Annotated in this window: 13 protein-coding genes; 8 read left to right on the forward strand and 5 right to left on the reverse strand. The window is 63.8% G+C overall.

Annotated elements, in window-relative coordinates; genetic code table 11:
* The first annotated feature begins 13 nt into the window (after positions 1–13).
* Genes tauB through tauD form a run of 3 tightly spaced genes read left to right on the forward strand, consistent with a single transcriptional unit; the run spans position 14 to position 2,499 of the window.
* Positions 14–808, forward strand: coding sequence for a taurine ABC transporter ATP-binding subunit (gene tauB / locus NJH59_RS06185; RefSeq protein WP_043861607.1), 795 nt, complete (start codon positions 14–16; stop codon positions 806–808).
* Positions 805–1,644: a taurine ABC transporter permease TauC gene (tauC, locus tag NJH59_RS06190; RefSeq protein WP_043861606.1), complete on the forward strand. Its 840-nt coding sequence runs from the start codon at positions 805–807 to the stop codon at positions 1,642–1,644. The genes tauB and tauC overlap by 4 nt, the downstream gene beginning before the upstream one ends.
* A gap of 21 nt (positions 1,645–1,665) precedes the next feature.
* Complete coding sequence (tauD, locus tag NJH59_RS06195; protein WP_253086531.1) at positions 1,666–2,499, forward strand: taurine dioxygenase; 834 nt, start codon at positions 1,666–1,668, stop codon at positions 2,497–2,499.
* A gap of 150 nt (positions 2,500–2,649) precedes the next feature.
* On the opposite strand, the gene betT is transcribed toward tauD, so the two are convergent.
* Both betT and epsC read right to left on the reverse strand, forming a co-directional pair.
* Positions 2,650–4,647 carry a choline transporter BetT gene (gene betT, locus NJH59_RS06200; protein ID WP_263010538.1) on the reverse strand — a complete coding sequence of 666 codons (1,998 nt, stop codon included), beginning with the start codon at positions 4,645–4,647 and terminating at the stop codon, positions 2,650–2,652.
* 274 nt (positions 4,648–4,921) lie between these two features.
* Entirely contained in the window at positions 4,922–5,854 is a 933-nt protein-coding gene (epsC, locus tag NJH59_RS06205; protein WP_043861603.1) for a serine O-acetyltransferase EpsC, read from the reverse strand.
* A gap of 193 nt (positions 5,855–6,047) precedes the next feature.
* Here epsC and NJH59_RS06210 point away from each other — a divergent pair, with 193 nt between their 5' ends.
* From NJH59_RS06210 to tcyN, 4 genes are read left to right on the forward strand one after another with little or no spacing between them, the layout of a single operon-like run.
* Complete coding sequence (locus NJH59_RS06210) at positions 6,048–7,061, forward strand: D-cysteine desulfhydrase (protein ID WP_088514102.1); 1,014 nt, start codon at positions 6,048–6,050, stop codon at positions 7,059–7,061.
* Between the two features lie 21 nt (positions 7,062–7,082).
* Positions 7,083–7,877, forward strand: a complete 795-nt coding sequence (gene tcyJ / locus NJH59_RS06215; protein ID WP_058541690.1) for a cystine ABC transporter substrate-binding protein — start codon at positions 7,083–7,085, stop codon at positions 7,875–7,877.
* On the forward strand, positions 7,874–8,542 hold the full coding sequence (gene tcyL, locus NJH59_RS06220) for a cystine ABC transporter permease (protein WP_088514101.1): 669 nt from the start codon (positions 7,874–7,876) through the stop codon (positions 8,540–8,542). The genes tcyJ and tcyL overlap by 4 nt, the downstream gene beginning before the upstream one ends.
* Positions 8,543–8,545: 3 nt before the next feature.
* Complete coding sequence (tcyN, locus tag NJH59_RS06225) at positions 8,546–9,304, forward strand: L-cystine ABC transporter ATP-binding protein TcyN (protein ID WP_253086532.1); 759 nt, start codon at positions 8,546–8,548, stop codon at positions 9,302–9,304.
* Positions 9,305–9,327: 23 nt separating this feature from the next.
* On the opposite strand, the gene NJH59_RS06230 is transcribed toward tcyN, so the two are convergent.
* Genes NJH59_RS06230 through NJH59_RS06240 form a run of 3 tightly spaced genes read right to left on the reverse strand, consistent with a single transcriptional unit; the run spans position 9,328 to position 11,431 of the window.
* Positions 9,328–10,008 (reverse strand): protein phosphatase 2C domain-containing protein, encoded by a 681-nt coding sequence (locus NJH59_RS06230; protein ID WP_213606701.1) that lies wholly within the window; start codon positions 10,006–10,008, stop codon positions 9,328–9,330.
* Positions 10,005–10,709: a hypothetical protein gene (locus NJH59_RS06235; RefSeq protein ID WP_213606698.1), complete on the reverse strand. Its 705-nt coding sequence runs from the start codon at positions 10,707–10,709 to the stop codon at positions 10,005–10,007. Before NJH59_RS06235 ends, NJH59_RS06230 begins: the two co-directional genes overlap by 4 nt.
* The gene (locus tag NJH59_RS06240; RefSeq protein ID WP_253086533.1) at positions 10,706–11,431 is read right to left on the reverse strand and encodes a transcriptional regulator; all 726 of its coding nucleotides are present in this window, start codon (positions 11,429–11,431) and stop codon (positions 10,706–10,708) included. Before NJH59_RS06240 ends, NJH59_RS06235 begins: the two co-directional genes overlap by 4 nt.
* 283 nt (positions 11,432–11,714) lie before the next feature.
* On the opposite strand from NJH59_RS06240, the gene NJH59_RS06245 reads away from it, so the two are divergent.
* Complete coding sequence (locus NJH59_RS06245) at positions 11,715–12,440, forward strand: hypothetical protein (protein WP_210014764.1); 726 nt, start codon at positions 11,715–11,717, stop codon at positions 12,438–12,440.
* Positions 12,441–12,594 lie beyond the last annotated feature (154 nt).

Here is a 12,594-nt window from a genome sequence, read left to right on the forward strand (position 1 = left end):
CCGGAGCCCCTTCATGGCCCTGCTACAACTGGAGCGCATCAGCGCACAGTACCCCGGCGCTGCCGAACCCGTACTGGCCGACATCTCACTGAGCCTGGGCCCGCAGCAGCTGCTGGTGGCCCTGGGCCCTTCCGGCAGCGGCAAGACTTCGCTGCTCAACCTGATCGCCGGCTTCGTCACCCCCAGCGCCGGGCGCATCACCCTCGATGGCCAAGCGGTGCAGGGCCCCGGCGCCGACCGTGGCGTGGTGTTCCAGGACGACGCCCTGCTGCCCTGGCAGGACGTACTGGCCAACGTCGGCTTCGGCCTGGAACTGGCCGGCGTACCCCGTGCACAACGTGAAGCCAGGGCCCGCGAAATGCTCGCCCTGGTGGACCTGGCCGACTTCGGCAGCCGGCGTATCTGGCAGTTGTCGGGCGGGCAGAAGCAGCGTGTGGGCCTGGCCCGTGCACTGGCTGCCGACCCGCGCATCCTGCTGATGGACGAGCCGTTCGGCGCCCTGGATGCATTCACCCGCGAACAGATGCAGGAACTGCTGCTGCAGGTGTGGCAACGCACCGCCAAGCCGGTGTTCCTGATTACTCACGACATCGAGGAGGCGGTGTTCCTGGCCACCGAACTGGTGCTGCTGGCGCCCAACCCGGGGCAGATCGTCGAGCGCCTGCAACTGGACTTCGGCCAGCGCTACGCCGCAGGCGAATCGGCACGCGCGATCAAGTCCGACCCACGCTTCATCGAAACCCGCGAGCACGTACTGTCGCGGGTGTTCTCCCAACGCAGCGCCACCCCGCGCAAGGAGCTCGCATGAGCAGCCTCGACCTGCCGGTAACGGCCAAACCTGCCGCTGCTGCAGCGGTGCCCGTGAAGGTGCGGCGCAGCCTGAGCACACGCTGGATCAGCGTACTGACCCTGGCCACGCTGCTGCTGGCCTGGTGGGCGGTGACCGCCGCCGAATGGATCGAGCCGCTGTTTCTGCCCTCGCCCGAGGCGGTGCTGGGCAAGGCCTGGCTACTGATGACCCAGGGCTACATGGAATCGACCCTGTGGCAGCACCTGGGCGCGAGCCTGCAGCGTATCGGCCTGGCCCTGGGCGCGGCGATCCTGACCGCGATCCCGATCGGCATCGCCATCGGCCACAACCGTATTGCCCGCGGCATCTTCGACCCGCTGATCGAGTTCTACCGGCCGATCCCGCCGCTGGCCTACCTGCCGTTGATCGTGATCTGGTGCGGCATCGGCGAGTTGTCCAAGGTGCTGCTGATCTACCTGGCGATCTTCGCCCCGATCGCCATCGCCACTGCCACCGGCGTACGCACCGTCGACCCGGCCAGGCTGCGCGCCGCACAGTCGCTGGGGGCCACCCGGGCACAACTGATTCGCCACGTGATCCTGCCCAGCGCGCTGCCCGACATTCTTACCGGCGTGCGCATCGGCCTGGGCGTGGGCTGGTCGACCCTGGTGGCCGCCGAACTGATTGCCGCCACCAGCGGGCTGGGCTTCATGGTGCAGTCAGCCGCGCAGTTCCTGGTGACCGACGTGGTGGTGCTGGGCATTCTGGTGATTGCCCTGATCGCCTTCGCATTGGAAATGAGCTTGCGCGCCCTGCAGCGCAAGCTGGTGCCCTGGCATGGCCAGAGCCATTGAGACTTGCACAAAGAGACCGACATGAGCCTGACCATTACCCCGCTGAGCGCCGCGCTCGGCGCCCAGATCAGCGGCATCGACCTGACCCGCGAGATCAGCCGTGAACACCGTGACTCCGTGGAGCAGGCGCTGCTCCAGCACCAGGTGCTGTTCTTTCGCGAGCAGCCGCTGACCCCGCAGCAGCAGGCCAGTTTTGCCGCGCGTTTCGGCGATCTGCACATTCACCCCATCTACCCCAACGTGCCCGAAACGCCACAGGTGCTGGTGCTCGACACGGCCGTCACCGATGTACGCGACAACGCCATCTGGCATACCGACGTGACCTTTCTGCCCACCCCAGCGCTGGGTGCGGTGCTCAGCGCCAAGCAGTTGCCGGCCTATGGTGGCGACACCCTGTGGGCCAGCGGCATTGCCGCCTATGAGGCACTGTCGGCGCCGCTGCGCCAGCTGCTCGACGGGCTGACCGCCACCCACGACTTCACCAAGTCGTTTCCGCTGGAGCGCTTTGGCAACACCTCCGAAGACCTGGCGCGCTGGGAAGCGGCGCGACGCAACAACCCGCCGCTGTCGCACCCGGTGATCCGCACGCACCCGGTGAGCGGGCGCAAATCGCTGTTCGTGAGCGAAGGCTTCACTACCCGCATCAACGAACTGGGCGAGGCCGAGAGCGAGGCGATCCTGAAACTGCTGTTCGCCCACGCCACGCGCCCGGAGTTCACCATCCGCTGGCGTTGGCAGGAAAACGACGTGGCGTTCTGGGACAACCGCGTAACGCAGCATTACGCGGTGGACGATTACCGACCGCAGCGGCGGGTAATGCATCGGGCGACTATTCTGGGCGACAAGCCGTTTTGAAGCGGTGCGCCGCGGCCATCAATTACGTACTACGTGGTACGAATCAAGGTATGAAAACACCCCGTTGGGCGTAGCTGGCAAGAGGGAGGCATTCGCCGGCAAATCCGGCCCCTGTAGGAGCCGGCCTTGCCGGCGAAGGGGCCGGCAGCCCTAACGCACCATGTGCAAAAACTGCAGGTGACGCTCGTACTGGTCGAGGATGTCGTTGATGATCTGCTCCTTGCTGTAGCCCACCAGGTCGTAATCCTGGCTGCCTTCGCTCAGGTGCACCTCGGCGCGGTAGTAGCGCCGGTTCTTCAACTCCTGCGTGCCCAGCCCGGCCAGTGCGAACGATGGCGTGAAGTAGCCGCGCATCTGCACCTGGTAGATGAACGGCTGCTCTTCGCCATGGCCGATCTTCAGGCTCACGTTGTCGTTGCTCGGGTCTTCCTGGGTGATGACATTCAGGCCCTTCTCGGCAAACACGTCGGTCACCTCGGCAATCGCCGGGCGCACCACGTCATCCATGAACCGGTACACCTCGTCCCGCGAGGGGAAGTGCACCGCCTGGCTCAGGCGATGCCGCCAGCCGCCACGCCCGCGCCGCGAGTTGGCGAACGGTGCCAGCGAGTGCATCTGCGCGATCTGACGCTGCGACTCCAGGTAGAACGCCTTGTGCAGGCCCCACATCATCGCCAGCAGGATCACCGAGAACGGCAGCGAGGTCAGCACCACCGCCGACTTGAGCGAGTCGATGCTGCCGGCAAACAGCAGCCCGCTGGTCACCAGCGCCGTCATCGCACCCCAGAACACCCGCAGCCAGTTGGGGCCGTCCTCGTCCGGGCTGCCGTCACGGGCCGACAGGGTCGAGAGCACCACCGTGCCCGAGTCGGCCGAAGTGACGAAGAACACGAAGCTGATGAACACCGTGACCGCGATCACCACCTTGCTCCACGGGTAGGTTTCCAGCAGCAGGTACAGGCTCATCGAGGGGTTTTCCAGCGCCGACTGCCCCAGCGCCGTGGCGCCATTGAGCACCTGCAGGATCGCGCTGTTACCGAAGATGGACATCCACGCCAGGGTGAAGCCCAGCGGAATCAGCAGCACGCCGAACACGAACTCGCGGATGGTGCGCCCGCGGGAAATCCGTGCGATGAACAACCCGACGAACGGCGCCCAGGCAATCCACCAGGCCCAGTAGAACACCGTCCAGCCGCCCAGCCAGTCGCTCGGTTCGTTGTAGGCGTACACGTCGAAACTCTTGCGCGGCAGCGCGCCCAGGTAGTCGCCCAGGTTCTGGATCAGGGTGTTGAACAGGTGCTGGGTAGGCCCGGCGAACAGTACGAACAGCAGCAGTGCGCAGGCCAGCACCATGTTGATGTCGGACATCACCCGCACGCCCTTGTCGACCCCGGCGATGGCCACCACCACCGCGGCCCCCATCATCAGGCTGATCAGGATCACCTGCACCCACTGGGTGTGCGGGATGCCGAACAGGTAGTCCAGGCCCGAGTTCAGGTGCAGCACGCCAAAGCCCATGTCGGCGCCCAGGCCGAACACCGTGGCGATGATGCCGAAGCCGTCCACCGCGTAGCCGATGGGGCCGTTGATGCGCTTGCCGATCAGCGGGTACAGCGCCGAACGCAGCGCCAGCGGCAGGTTGTGGCGGTAGGCGAAGTAGGCCAGCGCCATGCCCACGAAGGCGAACACGCCCCAGCCATGCAGGCCCCAGTGCAGAAACAGCAGCTGCATCGCCTGGCGCCCGGCCTCGGCGGTGCCGGCTTCGCCCTGGGGCGGCTGCAGCAGGTGGGTCAGGGGTTCGGAGACGCAGAAGAAGAACAGCGTGATGCTGATGCCGGCGGCGAACAGCATGCCGGCCCACGACAGGTAGCTGAACTCGGGTTCGTCGTGGTCGGCACCGAGCTTGATCTTGCCGTAGCCGGACAAGGCGGTGACCACCACGAAGACCAGGTACAGGGTCATCGCCAGCATGTAGTACCAGCCCACGGTGTTGGCGGCCCAGTTCTGCGCCGCCAGCAGCCATTCACCGGCCACCTGCGGGTTGCTGATCACGGCCAGGCCGAACAGCAGGATGAAGCTGGCGGCAAAATAGAACACCGGGGGGTTCATGCGGATAGTGCTGGGGGTATTCGAAGACGGTGCACTCATTGCGTGTGCACCTCGCGGGGGTGTGTGAGGGTTGAGTTGTACGGGTTCAGCAAAGGGTTTCCTCCTGTTGAACACCGGCAGCGGACCACCGTTTAAGTTGAACGAGCGTTCAAGTTAAACATGGATGGGGTCGGTGCGCGACCCTGTAGGAGCCGGCATTGCCGGCGAAAAATGGATCAGGCCCGCATCAGCGCATGGGCAACCGGCGATCGCTACGCGCTCGATCGCCGGCAAGGCCGGCTCCTACAGAGGCTGGCGCTCCCAGGAAAGTTCCTTACTTCTGCGTCCCATCATCATGCTGCAGATTGGCCTGGGTCAGGTTGCTGCCTGCCGCCACACTGCGGGTCAGCCACACATTGCCGCCGATGGTCGAGCCCTTGCCGATGGTGATACGCCCCAGAATAGTCGCGCCGGCGTAAATCACCACGTCGTCCTCGACGATCGGGTGGCGCGGCTGGCCCTTCTGCAACTGCCCCGACTCGTCCGCCGGGAACCGCTTGGCGCCCAGGGTCACCGCCTGGTAGATACGCACCCGCTCGCCAATGATCGCCGTCTCGCCGATCACCACACCGGTGCCATGGTCGATGAAGAAGCTCGGGCCGATCTGCGCGCCGGGGTGAATGTCGATGCCGGTGGCCGAATGCGCGAGCTCCGAACTGATGCGCGCCAGCAGCGGCAGCCCGGCGCGGTACAGGTGATGCGCCAGGCGGTGGTGGATCACTGCCAGCACGCCGGGGTAGCACAGCAGCACCTCGTCCACGCTGCGCGCCGCCGGGTCGCCGTGATAGGCCGCCAGTACATCGGTATCGAGCAACGTGCGCAGGCCCGGCAGGGCGGCGGCGAAATCCTGGATCAGGCGCAGCGCCTGGGCGTCAATCTCCAGCGACTCGGCCTTGCCCTGGCGCGCGGCGTAGCGCAGCTCAAGGCGCGCCTGGGCCAGCAATGCGGTCAGCGCCGCGTCCAGGGTGTTGCCCACATAGAAGTCTTCGCTCTCTTCGCGCAGGTCCACCGGGCCCAGGCGCATGGGGAACAGCGCGCCGCACAGCTGCTCGAGAATCTGGCGCATCGCCTCGCGCGAGGGCAGCTCGCGCCCGCCCTGCTCGCCACTGCTGCGGCCATTGCGGCTGCGCCATTGGTCACGGGCTGAACGCAGCTGGCTGACGAGGGTTTGCAACTGCCAATGGCCTGTTTGCGCGTTGTCGCTCACGGTTGTCTCTCCTGACGCGGCGGCGGCTTGTGGAGGGGGTGGCCGCCTTGTTGCGGATCACTTTACGGCAAATGGCCACGGCGGAAAAAATATCCCTTTATGCACTTTGGCTATAAATCCGGCATAAGCCGGCCCAGTGGAAGAGACGCCCACGGCTGCCTATAGTCGAAGTTTCCCCAGTCAGCCCGATGCCATGATCGAACACCAGCTCGAACGCTTCAAACGCCTGCCCTTGCTCGATGCACCCACCCCGCTGCACCGGCTCGAACGCCTGTCGGCCTGGGCCGGGCGCGACATCTACATCAAGCGCGACGACCTCACCCCGCTGGCCCTGGGCGGCAACAAGCTGCGCAAGCTCGAGTACCTGGCCGCCGACGCGCTGGCCAGCGGTGCCGACACGCTGATCACCGCCGGCGCCATCCAGTCCAACCACGTGCGCCAGACCGCAGCACTGGCCGCGCAACTGGGCCTGGGCTGCGTGGCCCTGCTGGAAAACCCCATCGGCACCGACTCCCCCGCCTACCAGCACAACGGCAACCGCCTGCTGCTGGAGCTGTTCGACGCCAGGGTCGAGCTTGTGGATAACCTCGACGATGCCGATGACCAGTTGCAGGCGCTGGCCGTGCGCCTGCATGCCAGCGGACGCAAGCCCTACATCGTGCCGATTGGCGGTTCCAATGCGCGGGGCGCCCTGGGCTATGTGCGCGCCGGGCTGGAGCTGGCCGAGCAGATCACCCGCAGCGGGCAGACCTTCGCCGGGGTGGTGCTGGCCTCCGGCAGTGCGGGCACCCACAGCGGCCTGGGCCTGGCGCTGGCCCAAGCGCTGCCGCAACTGCCGCTGATCGGCGTGACCGTGTCGCGCAGCGACGAGGCCCAGCGCCCCAAGGTGCAGGGCCTGGCCGAACGCACCGCCGAGCTGCTGGGCATCGACCTCCCTGACGCCTTCAAGGTCGAGCTGTGGGACGAGTACTTCGCGCCGCGCTACGGCGAACCGAATGCCGGCACCCTGGCCGCCATCCGCCTGCTGGCCAGCCACGAGGGCCTGCTGCTGGACCCGGTGTACACCGGCAAGGCCATGGCCGGGCTGCTCGACGGCATCGCGCGCCAGCGTTTCGACGACGGCCCGCTGATTTTTCTGCATACCGGTGGGGCACCTGCATTATTCGCCTACCCTGAGGTCTGGAGCAGTCAACCAATAACGGCTTAATTGATATCAGCGGGGCCAGTCATGACGATTTCCGTATTCGGTAAACAGTTGCTGGGCACAGGGGCTGCCCTGGTACTTGGCCTGGGCCTGCTTGGCCAGGCGGTCGCCGGCGAGCAATTGCAGAAGATCAAGGACAGCGGCAGCATCAGTGTCGGCCTGGAGGGCACCTACCCGCCATTCAGCTTCGTCGACACCGACGGCAAGCTGACCGGCTTCGAGGTCGAGCTGTCCGAGGCCCTGGCCAAGGAGCTGGGGGTCAAGGCCAGGCTGCAGCCGACCAAGTGGGACGGCATCCTCGCCGCCCTTGAATCCAAGCGTCTGGACATCGTGGTCAACCAGGTGACCATCTCCGACGAGCGTAAGAAGAAATACGACTTCTCCGAGCCCTACACCGTTTCCGGCATCCAGGCCCTGGTGCTGACCAAGAACAAGGACACCATCAAGACCGCACAGGACCTGGCCGGCAAGAAGGTGGGCGTGGGCCTGGGCACCAACTACGAGCAATGGCTCAAGGACAACGTGCCCAAGGCCATCATCAAGACCTACGACGATGACCCGAGCAAGTTCCAGGACCTGCGCGTGGGCCGCATCGACGCCATACTGATCGACCGCCTGGCGGCACTGGAATACGCCAGAAAAGCCAAGGACACCATCGCCGCCGGCGACGCCTTCTCGCGCCAGGAAGCCGGCGTGGCCATGCGCAAGGGCGAGCCGGAACTGCTCGACGCGATCAACAAGGCCCTCGACAAACTGCGCGCCGACGGCACGCTGAAAAAGCTTTCCGAGAAGTATTTCAGTGCTGACGTGACGCAATGATCGAAGAGAGCCTGCAGCTGGCCCTGGACAGCGCGCCCTTTCTGCTCAAGGGCGCCTACTTCACGGTGTTCCTGAGCCTGGGTGGGATGTTCTTCGGCCTGTTGATTGGCTTCGGCCTGGCGCTGATGCGCCTGTCTGCGATCAAGCTGCTGAGCTGGACGGCGCGGGTCTATGTGTCGTTCTTTCGCGGCACGCCGCTGCTGGTGCAGCTGTTCATGATCTATTACGGCCTGCCGCAGCTGGGCATCGAGCTGGACCCGCTGCCTGCGGCGCTGATCGGGTTTTCCCTGAACATGGCCGCCTATGCCTGTGAAATCCTGCGCGCCGCGATCAGCTCCATCGACCGCGGCCAGTGGGAGGCCGCCGCCAGCATCGGCATGACCCGCGGCCAGGCGATGCGCCGCGCGATCCTGCCGCAGGCAGCGCGCACCGCCCTGCCGCCGCTGGGCAACAGTTTCATCTCGCTGGTCAAGGATACCGCGCTGGCCGCCACCATCCAGGTGCCGGAGCTGTTCCGCCAGGCCCAGCTGATCACCGCACGCACCTTCGAGATCTTCACCATGTACCTGGCCGCCGCCCTGATCTACTGGGTGCTGGCCAGCGCGCTGGCCCACCTGCAGAACCGTCTGGAAGCGCGGGTCAACCGCCATGACCTGGAGCCCTGAGGCATGATCGAAGTCACCCGCCTGAGCAAGCAGTTCAACGGCCTGACCGTGCTCGACGACATCAGCCTGAAGGTCGAGGCCGGTGAAGTGATCGCCATCATCGGCCCCAGCGGCTCGGGCAAGACCACCTTCCTGCGCTGCCTGAACCTGCTGGAGACCCCCAGCAGCGGACGCATTCGAGTGGCCGACATCGAGATCGACGGCGACCGCCCGCTGGCCAAGCAGGCCACGTTGATTCGCCACTTGCGCCAGCAGGTCGGTTTCGTGTTCCAGAACTTCAACCTGTTCCCGCACCGCACCGCCCTGGAGAACGTCATCGAGGGGCCGCTGGTGGTCAAGAAGGCCCCACGCGAAAAGGCCCTGGCCCTGGGCCGTGCGCTGCTGGCCAAGGTCGGCCTGGCGGGCAAGGAGGATGCCTACCCGCGGCGCCTGTCCGGTGGCCAGCAACAGCGCGTGGCCATTGCCAGGGCATTGGCCATGGAGCCGCAGGTGATCCTGTTCGACGAACCCACCTCGGCGCTGGACCCCGAGCTGGTGGGCGAGGTGCTGGCGACCATTCGCGGCCTGGCCCAGGAAAACCGCACCATGATCATCGTCACCCACGAAATGAACTTCGCCCGCGACGTGGCCAACCGGGTGATCTTTTTCGACAAGGGCGTGATCGTCGAACAGGGCGAGGCCAAGGCCCTGTTCGCCGCGCCGAAGGAAGAACGCACACGCCAGTTTCTGGGCAAGTTTCTCGGCGCGCAGGGCCACGTCTAAATCGCCGAATTCTGCTCGAAGCTTCAGGCAGGCATTTGCACGACGATCCAGCTTGCATCGTCATCAACCTCGGGAGCGGCGGTCCAATCGGCCTCAAGCAATCGAGCCTGAACCATGTCACTCAGATCAGCCCAGAATCCATCCGTTGCCAACACCAGCTTTTCACCTTTTCCCATCGCCCTGGTGACGATTTCCGGGTCAGGCTGTTTTCTCGCTTTGAAACAGCGGCTTATGTGATGTCGGCCCGAGTCCGTTGCCAGTTGCCGGTGGCTGCGATCTCGCCGCCAGTTAGCAAGGCAGTGAGGCGCAGTGAGCCAACTGACAGTGCCGCCAGACATCACTACGCCAGCGCAGCAGTCACCCTCATAGGCAACGGCAAGAAAACCTGCAACAACGACAGCGACCAGGTAACTGGCCGATCCTTCAAACCCATTGGAATAAAGTGAAGCGTGTGCGTCTTGCATCAGCCCCCGGAGCAGCAATGCAACGGACTCACGGCTCGAATCAGAAAAACCCTGCGCCAGCCTGTTCTGGTAATCATTGATCAGATGATTGGTCAGTGTGCGCGCCAAGTCGCCACTTCCGGGCCTGGACGTACCATCGGCTATGACGAAAACACCACGAACCCCATCAAACAAAGCGCCCAGCGCATCACGGTTATCCTCTCTGGCCTGTCCTTTCACAGTCCGAGAAAAGAAGATCACGCGACGTTGCTCAGCTGCTTCAGGCGGTCATGAATCAGCTTTCCGCGGCCTGGGTTCGCACGAACTGAGTGCAGGCTTTCGATGACATACTCAAATGAAGCAATGCCCAGCAACGCGGCAATGCCGGACGCAATATACGCGCGCAACACGTGATCTGCCTGGGCCACCTCCTCCAGCAACCGCTCGCGACCATCCACCACAAGAACGATATCTTCGACGTCCTTGTGGAAAGCATCACCGTTGCCACGGCCTTTGAAGGCTTCAAGTTTTGTGGCGACAAAATATGCCGGCTTGAATATTTTTATTGCGATTCCGCTGGGAAGAGTGACGATATCGGCGTTCGCCAGGCCGTCTACAAACCAACGGTTTTCATAACCCAGAACCGCCTCGACAGACGGCATAACGTCGACTGTCACGTCATTGAACACGAACCGGCAAGTCACATCGCTCCGCTCTGCTGTGATCTTGAAACCCTGAATCGCCAAGCGCTCGGTCAGCCTTTCCCAATCGGCAATTCCGCCAAGTTCAATGACCAGGTCAACGTCATCTGTACTGCGGATATCGTCCAACACGATGTCATCTGTGCACAGCAGCCAGGTGGTAGAGCCGCCCACGAAAGCGACCTCCTTCAAGAGCTCATCGCCCAAGCCTTCAGCAACAGCACTCAACATCGCGTAGTTATGTTCAGAGGCGGAATTCAAAGACTCATACCTTTTTTGAGAAGCTGAACGGCAACTTCGACTTCGCGTGGCCCACCCATCCTGATGGAGTCCACCAGCGCCATATAGTGGTAAAGCGTTCGGTCAGCTTTCACCGCTGCAGGCACGCTCTTGTACAGCGGCTCGACAGCCTGCCCCCGTTCGGTCCCCTGCGGGTCGGGCCATACATAGATGACACTGCCAGCGCTTTTGAGATGCCTGGAAAGCACCGGAGCGGAAAAACCTGTGGGAATACCCCGCACCAGCGTCCCGATTCTGGCTGGAAAGAAGTACTTGAGGGCATGCTCGGTGATGCGCAGCAAAGCAAGTCGGTTAACCTTGGGCAACGACGTTTCATAATCGTTTTTTACCAGCCCGGCCTCTCGGCACCGAGCCAACGAATTCGAGATTTCGCTCTTGCTGAGCCCCAGCGCACCAGAGAGTGCCCTGACGGTATAGCGGTCCGCCCAACTCACCTCTGATTTCACTGAGACAGTATCGTCAACAGCCTGCCACCCGACCCAGCCGAATGACTCTGCATCGATGATGCGTTTGATCGTGACCGATATGTCGCTCCACAATTCATCACGCGGCGGAGTCGAAATGGCCTGTGGCTCCTGCACACAGTCTTCGTCGAGAAGATCAATGGAAGACAACCCCCCCCAGGCAATACTCGAGGAGCCCGACAGAGCATCCTGCGCATGAAGGCTGGCGATCTTGAACATCAACAGTAAATCCTGACTTTTAAGCATGGCCAGATTTTTGTCCACAGTCCATGAATCGTGGACACACACTCATTCAAGAATAACCTAATGTCAACCCTATATTTTTATCTGCCGCCCGAGCACAGACAAATCCGAGTTTATCCACAGCCCCCATGCCGCTTCGGGTAGGACCGCTCTGAAGCGCTGCCGACTGCCCGGTCACGGCCATCGGGCACCTTGACTCACCTGCCGATCCAGCCAATAACCAAAGCCTCGTGCCACCACCCGCACAAGGAAACGGACCATGCACCGCGCAGCCAAAGGATCTGAACTGCCGCCCCCCGCCCTGCTCCATATCGCGCCCCATGGCATTGGCGTGCACACCGCCAGCCACCTGCAAGCCAGCATCCAGACCGCACCGACCCTGCAGGCCGGCGACCTGCTGGAGCTGTTCTGGGGCAACCGCTACGTGGCCGCGCATCTACTGCGCGCCGGCGAGCCCGGCACCTCGATCGCCCTCGCCGTGCCCAGGCAGATGCTCTACCCGGGGCTCAACACCCTGCACTACCGCCTGCTCCAGCCCGGCCAGCACCCGCGACGCTCCGCGCCATTGCAGGTAGCGGTCAAGCTGAACTGCCCCGGCGGCTACGTGACCACCCCGGAGAACCCGCACCTGACGCCCTTGCACCTGCCTGGCCGGCTGCTGCGCCAAGGGCTGGATCTGAGCCGCTGCGGGCAGGGTGTACCGTTCAACATCGCGCCGTACCGGCACATGGCCGAAGGCGATGCGATCACCCTGCGCTGGGCCGACCTGCGCATCGACCTGGCGCCACTGCCCAGCGACGGTATCGGCTGCCCGATACAGGGCCTGATCCCGCCCCAAGTGCTGCTGGAAGCCGGCAACGACGAGCACCTGGACGCCAGCTACTGCATTCTGGACAAGGTCGGCAACTGCTCGCAGTGGGCCCCGGCCGTGCGCCTGCGGGTGTTCGGCCAAGGGCCGCGGAGGCACTTCTATGCATATTCCTAAAGGTTAGTTTATTTAATTTTTATACACGCTTAGGGTATATAGACCGGACCACCGGACCAGCGCATTTCTGTCGCCCATATCGATCACGGCGACGTTTCCAATACGTGAGGTAGGTATGGTCAGGAACACAATCACCCCAGTGCGCAACGCCAGG

This window comes from Pseudomonas sp. VE 267-6A (assembly GCF_024126555.1).
GTDB classification, from domain to species: domain Bacteria; phylum Pseudomonadota; class Gammaproteobacteria; order Pseudomonadales; family Pseudomonadaceae; genus Aquipseudomonas; species Aquipseudomonas palmensis.